The sequence below is a fragment of the Candidatus Effluviviaceae Genus I sp. genome, assembly GCA_016867725.1.
In the GTDB taxonomy this organism is placed as follows: Bacteria; Joyebacterota; Joyebacteria; order Joyebacterales; family Joyebacteraceae; genus VGIX01.
Genome location: VGIX01000001.1, coordinates 40,916 through 63,889 on the forward strand (window position 1 = coordinate 40,916; position 22,974 = coordinate 63,889).

12 protein-coding genes are annotated in these 22,974 nt (G+C 69.8%); 3 read left to right on the forward strand and 9 right to left on the reverse strand.

All coding sequences use genetic code 11. The annotated features are described in order from the left end of the window. Positions 1-79: 79 nt before the first annotated feature. Positions 80-2,134 carry a PBP1A family penicillin-binding protein gene (locus FJY74_00140; GenBank protein ID MBM3306730.1) on the forward strand — a complete coding sequence of 685 codons (2,055 nt, stop codon included), beginning with the start codon at positions 80-82 and terminating at the stop codon, positions 2,132-2,134. Positions 2,135-2,154: 20 nt separating this feature from the next. Here the strand turns inward: FJY74_00140 and FJY74_00145 are convergent, their stop codons facing one another. The 7 genes from FJY74_00145 to alr all read right to left on the reverse strand — a co-directional run bounded on the left by FJY74_00145 (position 2,155) and on the right by alr (position 15,748). Continuing rightward, on the reverse strand, positions 2,155-3,474 hold the full coding sequence (locus FJY74_00145; GenBank protein MBM3306731.1) for a thymidine phosphorylase: 1,320 nt from the start codon (positions 3,472-3,474) through the stop codon (positions 2,155-2,157). Positions 3,475-3,545: 71 nt separating this feature from the next. Further along, positions 3,546-4,442 carry a deoxyribose-phosphate aldolase gene (gene deoC, locus FJY74_00150; protein MBM3306732.1) on the reverse strand — a complete coding sequence of 299 codons (897 nt, stop codon included), beginning with the start codon at positions 4,440-4,442 and terminating at the stop codon, positions 3,546-3,548. Continuing rightward, complete coding sequence (gene rpiB, locus FJY74_00155) at positions 4,424-4,963, reverse strand: ribose 5-phosphate isomerase B (protein ID MBM3306733.1); 540 nt, start codon at positions 4,961-4,963, stop codon at positions 4,424-4,426. Before rpiB ends, deoC begins: the two co-directional genes overlap by 19 nt. 40 nt (positions 4,964-5,003) lie before the next feature. Beyond that, positions 5,004-5,450 carry a cytidine deaminase gene (gene cdd / locus FJY74_00160; protein MBM3306734.1) on the reverse strand — a complete coding sequence of 149 codons (447 nt, stop codon included), beginning with the start codon at positions 5,448-5,450 and terminating at the stop codon, positions 5,004-5,006. 167 nt (positions 5,451-5,617) lie between these two features. After that, positions 5,618-6,553: a PorV/PorQ family protein gene (locus tag FJY74_00165; GenBank protein MBM3306735.1), complete on the reverse strand. Its 936-nt coding sequence runs from the start codon at positions 6,551-6,553 to the stop codon at positions 5,618-5,620. A gap of 69 nt (positions 6,554-6,622) precedes the next feature. After that, complete coding sequence (locus FJY74_00170; GenBank protein ID MBM3306736.1) at positions 6,623-14,158, reverse strand: T9SS type A sorting domain-containing protein; 7,536 nt, start codon at positions 14,156-14,158, stop codon at positions 6,623-6,625. Positions 14,159-14,557: 399 nt separating this feature from the next. Continuing rightward, the gene (gene alr / locus FJY74_00175; GenBank protein MBM3306737.1) at positions 14,558-15,748 is read right to left on the reverse strand and encodes an alanine racemase; all 1,191 of its coding nucleotides are present in this window, start codon (positions 15,746-15,748) and stop codon (positions 14,558-14,560) included. 392 nt (positions 15,749-16,140) lie between these two features. On the opposite strand from alr, the gene mazG reads away from it, so the two are divergent. After that, positions 16,141-16,953, forward strand: coding sequence for a nucleoside triphosphate pyrophosphohydrolase (gene mazG, locus FJY74_00180; GenBank protein ID MBM3306738.1), 813 nt, complete (start codon positions 16,141-16,143; stop codon positions 16,951-16,953). Between the two features lie 11 nt (positions 16,954-16,964). On the opposite strand, the gene FJY74_00185 is transcribed toward mazG, so the two are convergent. After that, positions 16,965-17,960, reverse strand: a complete 996-nt coding sequence (locus FJY74_00185) for a hypothetical protein (protein ID MBM3306739.1) — start codon at positions 17,958-17,960, stop codon at positions 16,965-16,967. A 265-nt stretch (positions 17,961-18,225) separates the two neighbouring features. On the opposite strand from FJY74_00185, the gene FJY74_00190 reads away from it, so the two are divergent. Next, positions 18,226-20,706 (forward strand): alpha amylase C-terminal domain-containing protein, encoded by a 2,481-nt coding sequence (locus tag FJY74_00190; protein MBM3306740.1) that lies wholly within the window; start codon positions 18,226-18,228, stop codon positions 20,704-20,706. A gap of 44 nt (positions 20,707-20,750) precedes the next feature. On the opposite strand, the gene FJY74_00195 is transcribed toward FJY74_00190, so the two are convergent. Next, positions 20,751-22,955, reverse strand: a complete 2,205-nt coding sequence (locus FJY74_00195; protein MBM3306741.1) for a UvrD-helicase domain-containing protein — start codon at positions 22,953-22,955, stop codon at positions 20,751-20,753. Positions 22,956-22,974: the final 19 nt, after the last annotated feature.

Here is a 22,974-nt window from a genome sequence, read left to right on the forward strand (position 1 = left end):
CTCCACAGCGCCTGTCGGATAGCGTAGCGGCGTGCGGCGGCCCCGGGCCAGCGGATGGCCGCCGTCTGCGGGAGGGCTGGTGCTCAGATCCTGGATCAGGCTCTTCGTGATCGTCCTCGCCGCGCTCGTAGCCGGCGCGGTGGGCGCCGTGCTGTGGCTACAGCGCGGTCTGCCCTCGCCGTCTCTCCTCGAGTCGGTGCAGCCCCTCGTCGGAGCCACGGTCTACGCGAGGGACGGCAGGATCCTCCACGCGTTCGCCCGGGAGAACCGGGTCATCGTAGCGCTCGACGATGTTCCCGCTGCCCTCGTGGACGCCGTCGTGGCGACGGAGGACAAGGACTTCCGAAGCCACTGGGGCGTCGACGCCAGCGCGATCATGCGCGCAGCCATGCGGAACGTCCGGGCGGGCCGGGTGGTCGAGGGGGCCAGCACGATCACGCAGCAGCTGGCGAGGAGCCTCTTCCTGACCCCGGAGATCAGCCTGACGCGGAAGCTGCGCGAGGCGCTGCTCGCCCTCCGGATCGAGCAGACGTACTCGAAGGACAGGATCCTCGAGCTGTACCTCAACCAGATCTACTTCGGACACGGCGCCTACGGAGTGCAGGCGGCGTCCTGGCAGTTCTTCGGCAAGCACGTGTCGGAGCTCGATCTTGCCGAGTGCGCGCTGCTCGCGGGTCTGCCGAAGAACCCGAGCGGCTACTCGCCGCGGCAGCACCCGAACCGCGCCCTGGCGCGTCGGCGGCTCGTCCTATCGCTGATGGCCGGCCAGGGGACGATCACGCGCGAGGAAGCGGCGCGCGCCGACACGGCCGCCCTCCACATCCTGCCGCGGAGCGACGGCGCCGGGCTCGGCGCGTACTTCGTTGAGCACATACGCAGAGAGCTCGTCGGTCGCTACGGACCGGACGCGCTCTACGCCGGCGGCCTGCGGATCTACACGACCCTGGACCTCGACCTTCAGGCGGCGGCTGAGAGAGCGCTCGAGAACCGTCTGGCGAGGCTGGAGCGCGAGGCGGGGTACAGGATCAGGCGCGGAGACGCGACCGCCCAGGCCGGAGGCAGCGAGTTCACACCGTATGTGCAGGGAGCCCTCCTCGCCGTCGACGCCGCCTCGGGCGGCATCATCGCCATGGTCGGCGGGCGGGACTTCAGGGACAGCGAGTTCAACCGGGCGACCCAGGCGCCGCGGCAGCCAGGCTCGGGATTCAAGCCGTTCGTCTACACGGCGGCGATCGACGGTGGGTACACGCCTGCGGACAGGATCCTCGACGCGCCCGTCATCGTTCCGGGAGCAGGAGCCCCTCGCCTTGTCAGGACGCGGGACGGCGTGGTCGAGGAGCCGACGGACTGGATCCCCGAGAACTACGAACCCGGATTCCGAGGTGAGGTCACGCTCCGGTACGCGCTCAAGCACTCGATCAACCTGCCGACCGTGAGGCTCTGCATGGACCTGGGGCCCCAGGCAGTTGTCCAGTGCGCCAGGCAGATGGGCATATCGACGCCGATCAAGCCCGTGTACTCGATCGCCCTCGGAAGCAGTGAGGTCAAGGTGATCGACATGGTCGAGGCGTACGCCACACTCGACAACCACGGCATCAGGATGTCGCCGTACGCGATCGAGAGGATCGAGGATCAGAACGGCCGGATACTGGAGAGACACGAGAGCCGGAGCCGTGAGGCCCTCTCCCCGGAGACCGCCTACGTCGTGACGAGCATGCTCGAGAGCGTGATGGTGAACGGCACAGGCTGGGCTGCCAGAGCGTGGGGCTTCGATCACCCCGCGGCCGGGAAGACCGGGACCACCAACGACTGCACGGACGCGTGGTTCGTGGGCTACACCCCCAGGGTCGTGTGCGGCGTCTGGGTGGGGTACGACGACAGGCGCTCGCTCGGCAGGAGCATGACCGGCGCCGTGGCGGCCCTCCCCATCTGGACGGAGTTCATGAAGGCGGCGCACGCCGGGCTTCCGCACGAGCCGTTCCGACGCCCGAGCGGCGTCGTGGTCCGACGGATCTGCGCCGAGACCGGAGCGCTGGCGACCCCCGACTGCGGGGAAACGCTGGACGAGGTGTTCGTCGCGGGCACGGAACCGACCGAGATGTGCCCTGCGCACGACCGCGGCGGGCTGCGCTGAGATCTGACCGTCCCCACCGGCTACCGCAGGTCCTGAGGAATGACCTCGAGCACACGGGTGCGCCGCTCGGGCTGGCGTTCGGATGCCAGCCTGAAGGCCGCCCGAACCCTCTCTTCGGCTGCTGCCGCCGCCGCCTCGCCGTCGGCATGAACGAATGCCAGAGGGTCCCCCACGCTCACACCCGCGCCTACGGGAGCGGCGATCACGACGCCGACGGCGTGGTCGACCGCCTCACCGACCGACCGCCGGCCCGCCCCGAGCTTCACGCACGCAAGCCCGACCTCGAGAGCGTCGATGGCGCGCACCACGCCGCCTGCCGCGCTCGGCACCGCCCTGACCAGCGGCGCGCGGCGGAGCCGCTCGCGCCCGTCCACGAAGCGGACGTCGCCACCCTGGGCCTCGACGAACCTCAGGAAGACCTCGAACGCGCGGCCGCTCTCCAGGGCGTCCTTCGCGAGCGCGCGCGCCTCACCCAGGTCGCGCGCGCGCCCGCCCAGCAGGGCCATCCGCGCGGCGAGCTCGAGGCTCGTCTCGCGCACGTCCGCAGGCCCCCCGCCGCGGAGCACCAGAACGGCTTCCTCGACCTCGAGGGAGTTGCCCACGGCCAGCCCCAGCGGGCTCTCCATGTCCGTGAGGACCGCGACCGCACGGAGCCCCAGCCTCCCTGCCGTCGAGCACAGCGCGCCCGCAAGGCCGCGTGCCCGCTCCAGGTCGCCCATGAACGCGCCGCGCCCCACCTTCACGTCCAGCACGAGACCGTCGAGCCCGGCCGCCAGCTTCTTCGAGAGAATGCTGGCGACGATCAGGGGAACGCACTCGACGGTCGCCGTGACATCGCGCAGCGCGTACATGCGCAAGTCGGCGGGGGCCATCCGCGGCGACTGGCCCACGACGGACATCCCGACGTCGCCTACGACCCGCAGCATCGCCTCAGGCGCGAGGTCGGTCCGGAGGCCCGGGATCGACTCGAGCTTGTCCAGCGTGCCGCCCGTGTGCCCGAGCGCGCGGCCCGACACCATGGGGACGCGCACGCCGAGGCACGCGGCCACGGGCGCAACGACGAGGGAGAGCTTGTCCCCGACGCCTCCCGTCGAGTGCTTGTCGATCTTCGGCCCGGGGATGGCGGCGAGATCAAGCGTCTCCCCCGACTCCAGCATGGCGCGCGTCAGGCTCTCGGTCTCCCGCTCCGTCATGCCGACGAAGTACACCGCCATGAGGAACGCGGCCATCTGGTAGTCGGCGATCTCGCCGGCCAGGAAGCTCCGGACGAGCCACCGGATGTCGGCGTCGTCCAGCTCGCCGCCGTTGCGCTTCCTTCGGATGACCTCGTACGCCGTCATGCCCGGCCCCCTGAACGCGCGAACCGGCGTCGCCGCCGGCTCCACTCGGACGACGCGGCAGGCGCGTCCGGCTACCCGCCCACGATCTTGACGCTCGCGCTCGCTCCGATCCTGCTCGCGCCGGCCTCCACCATCTCCCGCGCCGTGTCCAGGTCCCTGATCCCGCCCGCCGCCTTGACGCCCATCTCGCGTCCGACCGCGGCCCGCATCAGCCGCACGTCGTGCGCCGTCGCCCCGCCCGGCGCGAACCCGGTCGACGTCTTCACGAAGTCGGCCCCCGCCTTCTTCGCGATGTTGCAGGCGGCCACCTTCTCCTCGTCCGTGAGGAGCGCCGCCTCGATGATGACCTTGAGCACCACCCTCGCACCGCAGGCCCGCACCACACCGCGGATGTCGCGCTCGACCAGCTCGTGGTCTCCGGCCTTGATGGCGCCGATGTTCGCGACCATGTCCAGCTCGTGCGCGCCGTCGGCGATGGCCCGCTCCGCCTCGAAGGCCTTGACCTCAGGCTTGTTCGCGCCCAGCGGGAACCCCACGACGGTGCAGACCTTCACGTTGGTTGGCCGCAGGAGCTCCGCGCAGAGCGGGACGTGGCACGGGTTGACGCACACCGACGCGAAGCCGTAGCGCGCCGCCTCCGCGCACAGCTCCTCGACCTCGGCCCGCGTGGCCGCGGGCTTGAGGAGCGTGTGGTCGATGACGGAGGCCAGACTCCCCAGGTCGCGACGGAAGTCCGCAACGCCCGACGCCGCGCTCACGCGGGAGGCGCCCGAGGCGATGATCGAGGCCACTGCCCCGGGCCGGCGATCGACGCACAGGCCGCACGCCACGCACGGCGAACAGGCGGCCGCCGCGGGCCCCTCGGAGGCCGCCGGCGGCTGCGTTCCGGCGGGCGCGGGGGGAGCTCCCCCGGCGAGGCGCCGGATCACCTCCTCGGTCACGCGCCGGATCAGCTCTTCGCGTTCCATTCCCGCTCAAGCTCCATGACCTTGGCGACGCGCCGCTCGTGCCGCCCGCCCTCGAAGGCCGTGGCGAGCCACACGCGCACCATCTGGCGGGCGAGGCCCCGGCCGACGACGCCGGAGCCCAGGGTGAGGACGTTGGCACCGTTGTGGGACCTGCTGTTGATGGCGGTCGCGACGTCGTGGCAGCAGGCGGCCCGGACGCCGGCGATCTTGTTGGCCGCCATGGCGGAGCCGATCCCGGCGCCGTCGACGACGATCCCGCGATCGCACTCCCCGCTCGCGACGGCCCGGGCCACCTTCGCCGCGAAGTCCGGGTAGTCGCACGGCGCGTCGGTCTCGGGGCCGAAGTCCCGCACGGAGACTCCCAGCTCCTCCGTGAGGTACCTCCTGAGAACCTCCTTGAGCGCGAAGCCGCCGTGGTCCGACGCGATCCCGACCGTGGATGCTCGACCCGCCGCCGGCGCGGCCCCCTGCTCGGCCGGACGCGCCGCCGCTTCCGCCTCCGCGACGACCTGCCGCGCGATCTCCTCGATCCGCTCGCGCTCCACCGTCAGGATGCCCTCCTCAGGAACGCTCCGGCAGGTACGAGGTGAACGGTCTCGGAAAGAGCTCAGCGATGGTCGTGGTCACACGCGCCCCGGAGGCCGACTGGACGATGACCCTGAGATCGCGGGAGAACTCCCACATGACCTGGCGGCAGACGCCGCACGGCATGGTGGGCTCGTCGGCGCCCGTGGAGATGGCAAGGGCATCGAAGTCGCGCGCCCCCTCGGAGAGGGCTTTCGCGATGGCGTTCCGCTCGGCGCACACGGAGAGCCCGATTGACGCGTTCTCCACGTTCACCCCCGTGAAGACGCGACCGTCGCGAGCGAGGAGCGCCGCCCCGACGGCGAACCCGGAGTACGGCGCGTAGGCCTTCTTCCGGACCTCCGCTGCGATGCCAACGAGTTCGCCATCCGTCACGGTCGGATTCCCCCCACACGCGCCCTGGTGGGCTCTGACGCCGAGCATCCTACCACAGCGCGCCCGTGGCGTTCAAGCTCCCCGGTCCGGCCCGACAGCGCCCCGACGGGCGGTCGGGCGCGCTGCGGGCGAGACAAGAAGACGAGGGAGCGGCGGCCGCGCGCGCGACCCCACCCCCTCGTCCCGGAATCCCATCGCAGGCCGTCCCGAGGCGGCTAGTCCCCGAAGGACATCGTCAGGGAGATCCTGTGTGTCCCGCCGAGGGCCTCGTAGTCCGCGTAGGCGTAGTCGAGCTGGAAGTCGCTGTACCTGAAGCCGGCGCCGTAGCCCAGGTTCCCGGAGTCGGGACCCGTCTTGTAGCCGGCCCGGAGCGCCAGCATGTCGTACACCCACACCTCGCCGCCGAAGCCCATCTGCGCGTCCTGGTTCCTCGGCATGAGCACGTCCGCGGCAACGAGGACGTCCACGTTCGGGAGCTGGCCCTTGGCCGTGGCGTACGAGACGCCTCCCGCGTAGGTCACGGTCTGATCGTCCTCGTCGTGCACGAACTTGAACCGCGTCCCGAGGTTCCGCACGGCCGCGCCGAGGTGCACCTGGCCGTCCATGAGCGCGTAGAGAAGGCCCATGTTGACACCGAGGGCCGTCGAGCTCTCGCTGTCGAAGTTCGCCTGGATGACGTGACCCGACACGCCGGCGGACAGGTTGCACATGTTGGGCACCCTGAAGCCGTAGCCGCCGATGAACCCGAAGTTGTAGGCTTCGGCCAGCTCGTTCAGGTTCGTCCCCTGATCGTCCAGCACTTCGATCGAGCCGAGGTCGAAGTAGGCCACTCCCAGGGCGAGCCCGCCCTGACCCCGGGGAAGACCTACGCCCAGGTAGCTGAACGCGGTGTCCTCGAACCACTCGATCTGGCTCACTCCGAGCTTGACGCGCGGGATCCCGGCCAGACCGGCAGGGTTGTAGGTCAGACTCCAGAGGTCCCCCGGAACGCCCGTGTGGGCGCCCAGGGCGCTGGGGCCAGCGCCCACACCGATCCCGAACACGTCGAGATAGGTGCTCCCGGCCTTGCCGTCGCCGGCCCAGGCCGTGCTCGTGACGACGAGCATCGCGGCGACGAGTGCAAGGGCCGGAAGACCACACCTTCTAGTCATGCGCTAACCTCCTTGCTTCCCGCTCCGGGCGGGGGCCGCGCAGGCCCCCGCCCCTGAGCAGGACGGTGCTTACCTGATGACCATGATCTTCCGAGTGACAACCTTGTCGCCGACGTCGATCGTGACGATGTACACGCCGCTCGTCACGTCCTTCCCGTCGTCGTTCTGGAGATCCCAGACCACGTCGACGTTGCGGGTGGGCTCCTCACCGCTCACGAGGTCCCTGACCAGCACGCCGTAGAGGTCGTAGATCTTGATCGCGAGATCCGACTCCGACACGTCGCCGAGCGCGATGGTGATGCCGCCTTCGTGCTCGCCGGCCTTGTACGGGTTCGGGTAGATCGCGATGTCCTCGCCGCGCTCGAGCCTGACGGTCATGAGGATCTCATCCTCGAGGCCGCCGTTCAGGTACAGCTTCAGCATCCCGCTGTAGTCCTGGCCGAGCAGCCCGGCCGGAACGGTGATGTGGAGGGTGAAGCCGGAGGTGTCACCGTCCGCGATCGCCGCCGTCGGCGGCTCGAACACGACGTTGTTCTTCGGAATGAGCGAGCCCGTCGCTCCGGTGAGGTCCTGGATGACGAACGAGATGCCGGTCGCGATGTCCACGTTCCCGGTGTTGTGCACCGTCACGTGAGCGTCGGCGATCTGGCCCGCCACGCCCGTCACCGTCACCGACTGCTGCACGAACGCCACGCTGGGCAGCGGCGCGACGTTGACCACGAGCACGAAGCTGTCCGTGATGTCGCGATCGTCGTCGAGCACGACCGTCACCATCGAGTAGTACGTCCCCGCGGGCACCTGCGGGTCCGTCCACGTCACGTGGACCTCGCCCATGATGCTCGAGTTCCACGCGCAGTGGCTGTCGATGTCGACGGATGCCGACAGCCCGGCCGGCAGACCCGCGACCGGCAGACCCCGGATGTCGGTCAGGTCGCAGTTCCCGAGGTTGCGGAGCTGGAACTGGCCGATCGCCTTGCCGCCAGGAGCCGGGGCCAGCGTCATCACGTTCCCGATCACGTTGTAGGCGTTGTCGAGGATGTTCAGGTCGGGCACGCAGACGACGTGGACCCTGACCTCGATGTCATCGTAGAGCTCCTCGCCGGTCGCCAGCAGGGCCGCCGTGCCGACGTACGTGTCGGACCGCTTCCCCGCCGTCGCGGTCGCGCAGACCTGGAGGGTCCGCTGCGACGCAGCGTTGATGCTCATCGTGACCGGGCTGAAGTCGATGTACGCGCTCGGGATGATGTCACCGTAGGAGCCGATCAGGTTGCTGACCGAGAAGTGCACGTCCGGCAGCACCTGGTTCCCGGTGTTCTGGACCAGGACGTTCTCGCACGACGTCTCGCCGGGGTTGACGGTGATGTCGAGCGTCGCCGCGGAGAACTGCGCCGAGAAGAGCGGCGCCACGACCACGTCCAGCCAGAAGGTGTCCACGAGGCCGCCGTCGGCGGTCACCGTCACCGTGCCGCGGTAGGTGCCCGCGGCCAGCGCCGGGTTGGTCCAGGTCACCTGCGCCGTCCCGAGGATGCACTCGTTCCACGGGAGCGACGAGGCCACCGTGACGCTCGCCGACAGACCCGCCGGGAGCCCGCTCACCGAGCCGGACACGCCGGAGACCCCGCAGTTGCCGATGTTGCACAGACGGAACTGGTTCGAAGCGGTGCCGCCGGCCGCCGGGGCGAGGGTCATGACGTTGCCCTGGACGCCGTAGGCCTCGCTCAGCACGTCCATCGCCCGGTTGCAGTTGACGACCACGTTGAGCGTGAGCTCGTCGTACGGCGTGCCGGCGCCCGCGATGAGCGTCACCGTTCCGACGTACGTGTCAGCCTGCATGCCGGCGGGGAGGGCCGCGCAGATCTGGACCGAGCCGTTCGTGCCGAACGGGATCGACTGGGTCATCGGCGTGAAGTCCACCGCCGACGCCGGGATCACGAGCCCGTTTCCGACGCCGACGAGGTTCGTCACGAGGAACCGGACGTCGGAGATGAGCGCGTTGCCGGTGTTCAGGACGGCCACGGTGCCGCAGGGCTGCGTTCCCGGGTCGCCCGCGACGACGAGGAGCTCCGAGGCGAACTCGGCGCTGACGATCGGGGCCACGTTGATCGTGAGATGGAAGTAGTCCATCAGGACGTCCGTGGCCGTGATGTCCTCGTCGTACACGATGGGCAGCCAGTCGTCCTCGCTGCCTTCCTGCCCCGTGACCAGACCGCGCAGCGTGATCGGCACCGTGCCGTCGCCGGGCACCCAGTCCTCGGGGTGGTCGGTCCTGTAGGTGCCCGCCTGGATCGTCGTCGGCACCGACGGGATCCACAGCCTCAGCTTCGAGGACTGGCCGATCGCCAGCGAGTCCCCGAGCAGACCGCCGATCCACACGTCGAGCGAGTCGGACAGGTCAGGCAGGTACGTCGTGAACGGGATCCACTCCGGCTCGGCCGGGTTCGCCGGCCTCGTCGGGATCCGCGTGTGCTCGTTCGTCGTCGGGTCGTAGTACCAGAACCCGAGCGACGGCTCGGACGAAGGGCCGTCCCACGGATCCACGTTCGTCGTGGCGCCCGCGTTGTAGAGGAGGATCTCGCCGATCATGACGCCGATCGCGCCGGGATCCACGTTGATCGTGATTTCGTTCCCCGACATGTTGGCGTAGTCGTCGTCGATGTCGAGGTCCGGGATGAGCAGGTAGAACTTGAGCGTGAAGGTGTCGTAGCACTCGTCAACGTCCCAGACCGAGTTCTCGTTCGCGTCCTCGTACACCCTGACCGTGCCCTCGTAGTAGCCGGGCAGGAGGAGCGACGAGGTGTCGATCGTGACGGTGAACGAGTCGACCACGCCGAGCCCGAAGACCGCCAGGAGCGGATCGTTGAAGCTGATCACGCTCGTCGGGTCCGCCGGCCCGTCGAACCACTCGTACTGCGCCCTGACGTTGAAGAGCGTCAGGTTGCCCTGCGGATCGAACGTGTCGGTGTCCCACGTCCGCGAGGCGCTCGGCCCGGCGGGCAGGCCGTTCAGGTCGTTCCAGCCGTCCGGATCACCGCCCGGCCACGGCCACGTGCCGTCCGGCTCGGTGTTCGGAACGGCGACCCTGAACATGCCGACCATCGGGATCGGATAGCCCGGGACGCTCACGAGGTGCATCTCGCCTTCCGCTGCCGGCTCCGGGAAGTAGTCGGGGTCGGACGAAAGGCCGACGCCCACGAAGTCCCCGTCGTCGTCGCAGATGTCGATGTCGCACGCCTCGGCCACGTACACGCGGACCTCGATGTAGTCATCGGGGAACTCGTTCGGCATCGGCTGCCGCTGCGTGGTCGCCATCACGTACCCGACGTACCAGCCCGGCATCGCGCCGTACGGCACGTCCACCGTGACGGTGACGAGCTCCGAGGTGCCCGCCACGAAGCCCATGATCACGTCGGTGCTGAAGCCCACCTGCGAGTAGTGGAACCAGTCGGTGGTGTCCGCGTCCGGGTACGAGTACGCCGAACCGGGCAGCTCACCGTACCAGTGGAACGACGTCGCGCGGATGACCACGCTGTCCAGCACGGCTGCCTCGGACGGTCCGTCCTCCGGATCGGGGTTGTTCAGCGCGTCCGTGTGCCAGATCAGGATCTCGCCGGATCCGCCGTTGCCAGGCGCGATGCCGTCCGGCGCGCCGATCGTGAGCACGTTGCCCACGGCGTCGCCGCCGTCGTTGTCAATGTCGATGTCCCAGTCGCCGACCATGCGGTCGAGCGGGTCGCTGTCGACGCCGTCGGCCACGCCGCCGCGGTCGGTGTCCCACTGGTTCGGGTCGGTCTCGGTCCCGACGAGCCAGCTGCCGTCGAGATCCGCGTCCTCGTCGCCGTCCGTGAGCCCGTCGTCGTCGGAGTCGTCGTCGAGCGGGTCCGTCGTCCAGGCGCCGAGGTCCACGACGTCGTAGCGCGTGCTCCCGCACGGGTTCGCGAGCGTCGTGTCGTCGCCCATCGGGTACAGCAGCCCGATCTCCAGGCCGTCGGCCAGACCGTCCGCGTCGGTGTCGCAGTCGAGCGGATCGGTGCCGAGGACCGTGACCTCGTAGCCGTCAAGGAGACCGTCCTCATCCGAGTCGTCGTCCGTCGGACTGGTCTCGGTGACGTACAGGTCCGTGTCGTCGCCGTCGAGGTCGGCGTCCTCATCGTAGTCGGTGAGGCCGTCCATGTCGGTGTCCCAGCGACGCGGGTCGGAGTTCGAGGTGCCGTCGGCATCCCAGAAGCCCGGGTCGACGTCCGTGCCGCCGATCACCGGATCGACCGGGATGGGCCCCGTCATGCCGATCTCGAAGCCGTCGTGCAGGCCGTCGAAGTCCGTGTCGAGCAGCTTCGGATCGGTGGCCCTGAAGCCCACCTCGCCGGTGTGCGGCTGGTAGATGACGTGGTAGTACTCGTCGCCGTCCATGATGCCGTCGTCGTCGAAGTCGCGGTCGAGCACACCCCACATCCCCAGACCCTTCTCCAGGACATCGAGCAGATTGTCGTTGTCCGAGTCGCCGTCCAGGACGTTCGGAATGCCGTCTCCGTCGTCGTCGTCCTCGGTCTCGCCGTCGTGGCAGTCCCAGACCCAGTCGTTGTCGCTGTCGACGTCCATCGCGTTCACGATGCCGTCGCCGTCGGTGTCCACCGTGGGCGACTCGATGTCGCCGGGACCGCTGCCGTCCCAGCAGCCGTCACCGTCGGTGTCCGGGTTCGACGGGTCGGTCACGTAGACGTGGTACTCGTCGCCGTCGAGAAGCCCGTCGCCGTCGCTGTCGGTGTCGTTCGGATCGCACGCCTGGGCGAACTCGTCGCCGTCCCACAGCCCGTCACCGTCCGTGTCGATGTCGGCGGGATCGGTCGGGTGCGCGCCGTTGTCAATCCAGCCCACGCAATACGGCTCGGACGGGACGTTCCCGGCGATCTCGTAGTAGTCGGGAAGTCCGTCGCCGTCGCTGTCGCGGTCGGCGGGATTGGTGCCGTACACGTCGACCTCGTCACCGTCCTCGTAGCCGTCGAAGTCGCTGTCGACGAGCCGCGGGTCGGTGCCGTACAGAACGACCTCTTCGCCGTCCTCCAGGCCGTCGCCGTCGCTGTCGGTGTCCAGCGGGTCGGTGCCGTACGCGACCTCGTTGCCGTCGATGAGGGTGTCGCCGTCGGTGTCGTTGTCGAGCGGGTCGGTGCCGAACCCGTGAACCTCGGCCCCGTCGTAGAGGTCGTCACCGTCCGTGTCAGGGTTGCTCGGATCGGTGCCGTACGCGAGCTCGTCACCGTCGCTCAGGCCGTCACCGTCGGTGTCCCCGTAGTGGGGGTTCGTGATGACGCCGTCAACACCCGGCGTGACCTCCTCGAGGTCGTCGAGCCCGTCGTCGTCGGTGTCTGCGTCGAGCGGGTTGGTCGCGACGTGCTGCGCGATGCCGTCGAGGTCCCACCACGTCGGGTGCATCTCGTCGCCGTCCCACAGCCCGTCGCCGTCGAAGTCGGCGATCAGGTGCATGGTCGGCGGGATCACGCCCTGGAGCACGGCCTCCTCGATGTCGTACAGGCCGTCGCCGTCCGTGTCGTCGGGCGTGTACGGACCGCTGCCGAAGTCCCTCGCGTCAAGCGGATCGAAACCGGCCGCGACCTCCGTCGCGTCCGGATATCCGTCGCCGTCCGTGTCGGGGTCGCCGGGGTTGAGTGGCCCGACATGGAAGCGCGTGCCGTCGCGCTTCGTCAGCGCGGCCCCGGAAACATAGTACTGGTACGCGATCTCCGTGCGATCATGGAAGTCCAGATACACGTAGGTGGGCGGATCCTCCCAGTCGCGCCAGTCGGAGTCCACGTCGAGCACGTTCGGGAGGTTGTCCCCGCCCAGCTCCACGTCCCGGTTGTCCTCGACGAAGGTCCAGGTCTGGAGGACGCCCTCGGCGTCGATGTACGTGCCGGTGACGGTCTCGCCGTCGAGGATGCCGTCACCGTCGGTGTCCGGATCCAGCGGGTTCGAGCCCCAGATCATGACCTCGGTATAGTCATCAACGAAGTCGCCGTCGGTATTGGGGTTCAGCGGGTCGGTGCCGTGGACGTAGATCTCGTCGTAGTCGGACAGGCCGTCACCGTCGCTGTCGGTGTTCGTCGGGTCGGTCCCCCAGATGCGCACCTCGGCGCCGTCCATGAGCCGGTACGGGTGGCCGCCGCCGTCGCCGTCGGTGTCGAACAGCTTGGAGTCGGTGCCGTACTCGTCCTCGCCCTCACCGTCCCACAGGCCGTCACCGTCGCTGTCCCAGTCAAGGGCGTCCACCATGCCGTCATAGAACGGCACAGGCCGCGTCGCGTCGGTGTTGTGGTCGACGTAGTCGCTGCCGCGGGTGCCGTACCACCCCTCGTCCACCCCATCTCCGTCGGTGTCATCGAGATCGAAGTTGGTCTTCGAGACGGTAAGCTCGTAGAGCGCCGGGACGCCGTCGCTGTCGCGGAGGTCGGGGTCGTCCGGATCCACCGGGTTCGTCCCGTAGATCCGCGTCTCCCACGCGTCCTCGAGCCCGTCGTCGTCGGTGTCCCTCAGGTAGGGATCCGTGACGAAGCCGTCGGCGCCCTCCACGATCTCCTCGGCGTCATCGATGCCGTCGTTGTCGCTGTCGCGGTCGAGCGCATCGATGAGCCCGTCGCCGTCGGTATCACGGCCGGGATACGGCATGCCCAACGGGTTCTCCTCACCGTCCGGGATGCCGTCGCCGTCCGTGTCGGCGTTGGAGGGGTCGGTCTTGAAGAGCGTGACCTCAAGACCATCGTACCAGTCGTCGCCATCGGTATCCTGGGCAACGAGCGGGTCGCTCCCGAGGTAATTCACCTCGTAGCCGTCGCTGAAGCCGTCGCCGTCGGTGTCGTAGAGCTCGGGGTCGGTCTCGCCCTCGTCGACGATGCCGTTGAGGTTGGCGTCCTCGTCGCCGTCGGCCAGCCCGTCGTTGTCGCTGTCGACGTCGAGCGCGTTGATGAGGCCGTCGCCGTCGGCGTCGTTGTCGTTCTCGTTGCCGATGCCGTCGAGCCGTCCGTCGCCGTCGCTGTCGTTCAACGTCGGTCTGGTGCCGTACGTGAGCTCCTCACCGTCGCTCCACCCGTCGCCGTCGGTGTTGGGACTCGCCGGGTCGGTTCCCCAGGTCGCCTCCCTGCCGTCGATGATGCCGTCGCCGTCGGTGTCGGGGTTGAGCCAGTCCGTCACCCCTCCGAAGTACTCGACCGCGTCGGGGAGGAAGTCCCCGTCGGAGTCGAGGTCGAGAGCGTTGATGAGACCGTCGCCGTCGGTGTCGCGCGTCAGGTCCTCGAGCGGGTTCTCGACGCCGTCCGGAATGCCGTCACCGTCGGTGTCGGGATTCCACGGATCGGTCTCACCGATGTCCACGATGCCGTTCTGGTTGGCGTCCTCGACCGCGTCGGGGAGGCCGTCACCGTCCCAGTCAGCGACCTCGTCCGAGAACGAGCCGAACGTGCCGTGCCTGATCTCCTGGAAGTCAGGAAGCCCGTCGCCGTCGGTGTCGTAGTAGTAGGCCGCCGCGGGGGCGACCCCCATCACCGCCAGCGAGACCACGGCCATGAGGGAAGCGAGCGCGAGCATCGCGCCTCTGTCGCTGCGGTTCTCTCTTGCCATCCGACAACCTCCTCAGAGTGCGTGTTCAGACCGGGGCGCATCTCGCAGGTCCGTGCGACCCGGGCGCCCTGCCGGACGCTCCTTCAAGCTCCGTCAGGGCTCATTCGGCGCGCCTGTTCGGCGCACCGCTCCTGGCACAAGTCTCGAAACGGTCCCTGTCACCTCCTGTCGACGCCGGATGTGCCACCAGAGCGGCGGCACCCAAACGCTGGAACCCCCACGCTTCTTGCTGATCCATGTGCGACTTCTCATCGCCCCAGCGGGCGTGGCGGCAATCTAGCATACGCCCGCAAAACCTGTCAACTCTCTTCTTGTCCGGCGGTTTCGCTCGCGCCGAACACCCCGTTCGAACTTCGTTGTCAAGAGCTTGACGAATCGCTCACCCGCCCCGAGCGCGTGTCAGCTGTTCCATCTCCGCCGCCCGACGACCCTGCGCTCGGTGAGCGTCCTCACTCCGATCGCTTCTCCGCTTCTCAGATACACGCGCGTCACGCGCTTCCCGATGCCGCAGATGATCTCGTAGTTGATCGTCCCGACGCGTCGCGCGACCTCGTCCACGGTGATCTCCTCGCCGCCCTGCCGTCCGAAGAGAACCACCTCGTCCCCCACGCGCGCGTCCGGCGCCGCGTCGACGTCCGCCATCGTCACGTCCATCGTCACCCTGCCGACGACGGGGCAGCGCCGCCCCCCGATGAGCACCTCTCCGCAGTTGGACAGCCGCCAGCTGTACCCGTGTCCGTACCCGACCGGGATGACCGCCGCGCGCATCGGGCGCTCGGTCGCGTAGGTGCGACCGTAGCTCACGGTCTGGCCCGCCGGCAGGTCGCGCACCTGCGCGATCCTCGACTTGAAGCTCATGACCGGCCTGAGATCGAGCCCGTCGTTCACCGTCCCCCCGGCTCGGAGACCGTAGGCCGCGATGCCCGGCCTCACGAGATTGAGCGGTTCCTCGAACGAGCGAGGCACGCCGAGAACGGCTCCGCTGTTCGCCGCGTGCCTGAGCGGGACCCGTATGCCCTTCGCCTCGAGCCGCGCCAGGAGGCCGAGGAAGAGGCCGACCTGCCGCTCCGTGAAGCCGCGGTCCTCGTCGGACGACGGGAAGTGCGTGAACAGCCCCTCGAGCGTGAGCTCGTCGTGCTTGGCGAGCGCCGTGATGAACGGCACGGCCTCGTCGAGTCCCACGCCGCTCCGGCCCATCCCCGTGTCCACCTCGACGTGCACCGCCGCGGTCTTCCCCTGGGCCGCGCACGCCCGGGCGAGCGCGCGGGCGATCGAGAGGCTCGGCACCGTGCACGAGAGGTCGTACTCGGCGATGTCCTCGGTCTCGTCCTCCATCGGAGGGCTGAGGATGAGGACCGGCGCGTCGATCGACGCCTGCCTGAGCTCGATGCCCTCCTGAAGCGTCGCGACCCCGAGCACGTCGACGCCGCTGCGGACGGCCACGCGCGCGACCTCGACGGCGCCGTGCCCGTACGCGTCGGCCTTGACGACGAGCAGGATCCTCCTGCCGGCCCCGATGCGGGAACGGATCGTCCCGAGGTTGTGAACGAGCGCGTCGAGATCGATCTCGACCCAGGTGGCGAACGTCACCGTCCCTGCCTCCGAGAGCCGCGCCGTGTGACGGGGCTCACCCTAGTAGCACACGACCACGAGGCCCGCAAGGTCTTTCCCCTTCACGCTGCCGCGCGTCTGTCAAAGAGCATGCGGCGCGGGGCCTCGCTCCCGTGGTCCATGCGCCGGCGCGACGGGGACCCGAGCCGGCGTCGCCCCGCCGCGACGCGGCACTGCGCTGCAAGCTGCGTGCCATCGGTCCTCAAGCGCATAAGTCACTATCCCAAGGCCGGTTGGACTGCCTCTCCCGGGGCCGCGGGCCGGCGCTCCGCCCGCGGAGCGCGCGGGCGCCCCCGCCGCGCCGTTGAAACAACACGCCCCGTCGTGTAGCGTCGCCAGCCCATCAGACCGTCCCCAACCGAGGAGGGACATTGGACCCGGCAGCCGCCGCCAGCGCGTTCCGCCGCCTTCTCGAGCTCACCTCCGTTCTTCGCTCCCCGGAAGGATGCGCGTGGGACAGGGCGCAGACCATCGCCACGGTGCGCCCGCACCTCGTCGAGGAGTTCCACGAGATGATGGAGGCGCTCGACGAGAACGACGATGCCAGGCTCCGCGACGAGCTCGGCGACCTGCTCTTCCTCATCGTCTTCATCGGCGCGATGGCGGAGGACGACGGTCGCTTCAATCTCGATCAGGTGATCGAGGGCATCGATGACAAGCTCCGCCGCCGGCACCCGCACGTGTTCGGCGGCGAGGCCGCGTCGACGGCGGACGAGGTGCGCACCCGCTGGGAGTCGGGCAAGCTCAGCGAGGACTCGCACGCGAGAAGAGCCTCGATCCTCGACGGGTTGCCCAGGGACTTCTCGGCGCTGCTCACGGCGCGCCGACTCCAGGAGAAGGCGGGCGCGGTCGGGTTCGACTGGGAGAGGATCGCCGACGTCCTCGCGAAGCTCCGGGAGGAGGTCGAGGAACTGGCCGCCGAGATCCGCGCCGGCGACCGGGAGCGCTGCGAGCAGGAGCTGGGCGACCTCCTGTTCTCGGCCGTCAACGTCGCGCGGTTCCTCGCCATCGATCCGGAGGCCGCGCTTCGGAAGACGAACCTCCGCTTCCGCCGCCGCTTCGCGCTCATCGAGGAGCGGTTCGGTGGGGACGACCTCGGGAAGGTCGGCCTCAGAGAGATGGACCGCGTCTGGGAGGAAGCGAAGCGAAGGGAGCGGGATGAGGCCGGGCACGGCGGCGCGTAGCGCCCGCTGCCCTACAGGCGGCGGACGCCCTCGCGGAAGGCCCTCCACCCCCACGACAGCCCGGCCTCGAACTGCCAGTCGGGGTACGCCTCGAGGGGGTCGAACCCGGGCGTGCTCGGGTCGTCACCCGACAGGCCGACCGTCAGCGCGCCCGTCGCCGACCACGCCCCGTGCCGGACGCGCACGCCCTGTGTCAACGCCAGCGGGTTCTCCGTGAGCGCGACGAGCCCGCGGTCGACCAGCACGTCGCCGCGGAACTCCGTGAAGAGCGAGACGCGCCGCCCCGGGAACTCGACGGCCGCGCGCAGGAGAACAGCGTCGTTGTCGCCCGCCGCTCCGCCCTCCGGAACCGCCGGATACGCGCCCGGGAAGACGCGCCTCCCCCTGTCGTCGCTTCCGTGGAACGCCCACCCGACGTTGACGTGGACCCGCGCGGGGAACGGCGAGGTGAGATCGACCGTCGCGAGCGCCATCGCCGACGCGTCGACGCTGCCGCCGCCGAGCGGCACGCGCTCTCCGCCCCCGGCGTCAAGGACGAGCTCGTCCGCGAGCGGCAGCTCGACGCGCCCAGCGACCGCCACGAGGAGCCACGGCGGTCCGACGGGAAGTCCGACCTTGACGCTCGCCGCGGGATTCGCAAGCCCCGAGGCGCTGTGGTCGCCGAGCGCCGCGGACAGGATCGAGGCATCCGCCGCGACCTCGAGCCAGCGCGTGACACCGACGCTCCCGGCCAGGCGTACGGAGCGGACGCGTCCATGCGCGCCGCCGGGGACGCCCGAGAGCGCGTACAGGTCGCAGGTGGTCGCGGTGAGCGAGACGGAGACCAGGCCTCGAGGCATGGTCTCGGCGGAGTGGGCCTGCAGGAGCCCGACGCCGCCCTCGGCCGACGCGCCGAACCACGCCGAGGCGGAGGCCGCGACGGGCGCCGAGGCCGCGAGGACCGCGGCCAGCGCCGCCACTCCCCTCGGGACGCGGCGCGGATGATCCGGTGCCGTGTGACGGGCCACTGCCCCCCCCTCGAGCGACGTGCGACGCGGGCAGGCTACCATACGCAGAGGCCGCGCTCAACGGCTCGATGGCCGGCCGGCGGCGCGCGGCGCGCGTCCGGCGAGATGAGCGGTTGCGGAAGTGCCCCGCAGTCGTCTATACTGGTCAACAGAGAGGGTTGAGCCGCCCCGCGACGCGGGCGCGCCGGTCGCCGGCCGCGGCCGAGGGGGCGGAAGAGCGCGGTACACACTCGGACCGGAGTCAAGTATGCGCAGGAGACCAGCGGTGAGCCATCACAGCGTTCCGTGGGTCCTTCTCGCGACCCTCCTCGCGACCGCCGTCGCGGCTTCGGCCGCGGGGCCGGACAACAACGTCGAGTGGAACGGCGTGTCGCACATGCCGTGGCTCGACCGCTCCCCTCGCTGCCCCGTGGACGGCCAGTCGTTCTCCGTGAGCTTCCAGGCCTTCGCCGACGACCTCACGTCCGCCCGCGTCCGCGTCGACGCCGGTGGCGTCACGTGGGTGAGCGCCACAGGGACAGCGGGACGCCGGCCGTACGACGTCTGGACCGCCCAGGTCCCCGCCACGGCCCAGACGCAGCTCTCCTACTACTTCGAGCTCACCGACGGAACCGACGTCGACTACCTCGGCCCGGCGGGCATGTCCGACGGACCCCCGCCGAGCGGGTTCGTCATCGACTTCACGACCTACTCCCACGCGCCGGTGGGCGCGACGCCGATTCCCGGCGGCGGCGCCGTCTTCCGCGTGTGGTCGCCCGACCGCACGATCGCGCACGTGCGGGGTCAGTTCAACGGCTGGGGCACGAGCAACCCGATGGTGAAGACCGGCGAGTACTTCGCCGCCCGCGTGTCGTCCGCCACGCCCGGCCAGATGTACAAGTACCACTTCCAGAACAGCCACTGGAACACCGACCCGCGCGCGCGGCGCCTCAACCCGTCCGACAACTACAACGCCTACGTCATCGACCCCGAGGCCTACGCGTGGCAGGTGGACGACTTCGAGGTCCCCTACTTCGAGGAAATGGTCGTCTACCAGCTGCACGTCGGGACGTTCGCGGGCAGGAACGACCCGTACGGTTCGGCCCCGTTCCCCTCGGGCTACCTGGACGTCGCGGCCCGCGCCGGGCACCTGGCCGAGCTGGGCGTGAACGTCGTCATGCTCATGCCCGTCACGGAGTTCCCCGGCGACCTCTCCGCCGGCTACAACCCGATCACCGCGTGGTCGCCCGAGTGGAAGTACGGGACGCCGGACAACCTCAAGGCGATGGTGGACGCGCTGCATCAGCACGGCATCGCCGTCATCCATGACATCGTCTGGAACCACTTCTCGATGACCGACAACTTCCTCTGGTACTACGACGGCACGCAGATCTACTTCGACACGCCGGCGGTGAGCACGCCGTGGGGCGACCAGGCGGACTTCGACCGCGGCGCCGTCCGCGACTACTTCGCCGAGAGCGCGTTCTCGTGGCTCGACGAGTACCGCATGGACGGCTTCCGCATGGACGCCACGTCGTACATGAACATCCCGCCGCAGGAGGCCTCCGGCTGGAGCCTCATGCAGCGCCTGAACGACGAGATGGACCGGCGCGCCATCGACAAGATCTGCATCGCCGAGCAGCTCCCCGACAACGCGTGGGTCACGCGCCCGACGTCGCTCGGCGGGGCCGGGTTCGACTCGCAGTACTACGACGAGTTCACCGACCGGCTCCGCGAGGAGATCTTCGACGCGGCCTACGGCGACCCCGAAATGTGGAAGATCCGGAACATCGTCTACGGCGGCGGCGAGTACCTCTCGGGCCGCTACGTGGTGAACTACGTCGAGCTGCACGACGAGGTCTGGCCGTCGAGCGGCGGCCAGCGGATCGTGAGGACGATCGACACGACCTTCCCGCACGACGACGTCTACGCGCGCGGCCGCGCGAAGCTCGCGCAGGGCCTCGTGCTCACGGCGCCGGGCATCCCGGCGATCTTCATGGGCTCGGAGTGGCTCGAGGACACGAGTTTCGGCACGGACATCGGCAACCGCATCGACTGGTCGAAGAAGACGACGTACGCGGGCATCTTCGACTACTTCCGCGACGTCATCGCGCTCAGAAGGACGATCCGCGCGCTGCGCGCCGACGCGGGCGTGCAGGTGTTCCATCTCAATGAAGGCGGGAACGTGCTCGCCTTCCAGCGGTACGACGGCGTCGGCGGGCTCGTCGTGGTCGTCGCGAACTTCTCGAACAACGACTACCCGTCGTACCGCGTGGGCCTGCCGGACGGCGGCGCCTGGACGGAACTCGCCAACAGCCAGGACGCGCAGTACGGCGGAAGCGGCATGACCAATCCCGGGCTCCTGTGGGCGGAGTCCGTCCCGTACGACGGCTTCGGCCGGTCCGTGAGCATCGGCGTGCCCGCGATGGGACTCATCGTCCTGGCCAACGGGGCCGCGACCGGTGTCCCAAACGCAGGGCCTGCCGCCGCCTCGCTCGGGCTTCACCTGCCGTTCCCGAATCCCTCGCCGGCCGGGCTCAGGATCGCCTTCGACCTGACCGCGCCGGCGCCGGCGCGCATCGCGGTGTACGACGTCGCGGGCCGACTCGTCCGCGTCGTGGCTGAGCGTGAGTGCGCGGCCGGCACGACCGAGATCGCGTGGGACGGCAGGAACGACGCCGGCCAGAGCGTCGCAGCGGGCGTCTACATCGTCAGGGTCGAGTCGGGGAAGGCCGCCGCCGTCCGGAAGGCCGTCCTGCTCCGCTAAGACCGGGGCGGCGCGCCTCGTGCGGGCCGGCCCGGAGCAGTGGGTCACTCAGGCAACACCTCGAGCCGTCCGAAGCGGACCATGATCCGCTTCTCGACGCCGTCGTCGAAGCGGACCCGCACGACCGAGTCAAGCCCCCCGCCCGAGACGTCCACGATCACGCCCTCGCCGAAGCTCGGATGCCGCACGCGCGTGCCGCGCCCGATCTCGGGGACGTCCTGCGAGTAGTCCTCGTACGCCGGCGCCGCGCGGCGGCGCTCCCGGACCAGCCCCGGCGCGCGCCGCGCCCTCTCGGGGAACCGGACCGCTCCGACCGACGATGAGACCTCGAGGCGGCCTCTCCCGATCTCGCCGACGAACCTCGACGGGCACGCGCAGTTGAGCACGCCGGCGCGCCGCCTGGTGTCTGCGGCGAGAAGGTGGAGCTCGTCCTTCGCCCGCGTCATGCCCACGTAGAAGAGGCGCCGCTCCTCCTCGAGCTCCTCGTCGTCCTCGAGCGCCGACGCGTGCGGGAGGAGCCCCTCCTCGAGACCCGGGATGAGCACGACGGTGAACTCGAGCCCCTTGGCGTTGTGGAGCGTCATGAGCGACACCGCGTTCGCGCGATCCTCCCAGAGGTCGATGTCGCTCACGAGGGACACCTGCTCCAGAAACGCCGCCGCGCCCGTCTCCCCCGAGGTCTCCACGAACTCGCCCGCCGCCGAGACGAGCTCCTCGACGTTCGCAAGCCGCTCCCTCGCCTCGTCCGTCGCCTGCCGCTCGAGCCACGCGCGGTACCCGGCGCCGTCGAGGACCTCGCGGAGGAGCTCGTCCGTGCGCCCCCCCTCGGCGGCCTTCGCCGCGAGACGCGAGAGGAGGCCCGACAGGTCGCCCAGCGCCTTGCGCGACGCGGCGACGACGTCGTCCGCTCCCTCGGGGTCCGAAAGCGCCGCAAGGAGCGACACGCCCCTCGCGGCGGCGAGCGCGTCGAGCTTCTCGACGGTGCGCTCGCCGATGCGCCTCGGCGGCGTGTTCACGATGCGCCTTAGGCTCACCGAGTCCGCGGGGTTCACGATCACCTTGAGGTACGCGAGCAGGTCCTTCACCTCCGCCCGCTCGTAGAACCTCACGCCGCCGACGATGTCGTAGACGATCCCCGCGCGCCGGAGGCTGTCCTCGATGACGCGCGACTGAGCGTGCGTCCGGTAGAGCACGGCAACGTCGTGATACGAGAGCCCGCGCGAGCCGACGGCGTCGAGGACGGCGTCCCTGACGGCGTCGGCCTCCTCGTACTCGCTCGCGACGCGGTGGAGGGCTACGGGCCGCCCCTCCGGGCGCTCCGTCCAGAGCTTCTTGTCCTTCCGCCGCTCGTTCCGGCTCACGACGTCATGAGCGGCCTCGATGATGCTCTTCGTGGACCGGTAGTTCTGCTCGAGCCTGAGCACGACCGCGTCAGGGTGGTCCTTCTCGAAGTCGAGGATGTTCGTGATGTCGGCCCCTCGCCAGCCGTAGATGGACTGGTCGTCGTCTCCCACGACGCAGATGTTGCGGTGGCGCGAGGAGACGAGGTTCACGAACGCGTACTGCGCGTGGCTCGTGTCCTGGTACTCGTCCACGAGCACGTGTTCGAACCGGTCCGCGTAGGCATCGAGCACGGGCGGGCTCCCGCGCAGAAGCTCGACGGCGCGCATGATGAGGTCATCGAAGTCGAGCGCGTTGTTCTGCCTCAGGCGCCGCTCGTACTCGGCGTACACCTTCGCGACGCACTCGCCGAAGTAGCCCTCGGCCCCGTCGAGGTAGCCCGCCGCCGTGACCAGCCTGTCCTTGGCCCGCGAGATCCCGCTCAGGATCGCCCTGGGGGCGAAGCTCGACGCCGGGACCCCCGCGCGCTCCATGCACTCCTTCACGAGGTCCGTCTGGTCGCGCTCGTCGTAGATGGTGAACGAGGGCGTCCACCATCCCCACCGGGCCTCGCGCCGGAGCATCCGAGCGCAGATGGAGTGAAACGTGCCGATCCACGTCGCGCCCGCGTCGCGGCCGACGAGCTCCACGACGCGCCGCTTCATCTCCCCCGCTGCCTTGTTGGTGAACGTGACCGCGAGGATGCGAAGCGGGCTTACGCCCCGTTCGGCGATGAGCCACGCGATGCGGTGCGTGAGCACGCGCGTCTTCCCGCTGCCGGCGCCCGCCAGCAGGAGAAGCGGCCCGCCCGGATGGCGGACCGCGCGCTCCTGTGCGGGGTTGAGACAACTCTCCCGGAGACTCGTCAGACGCCGACCTCCCGTCCGC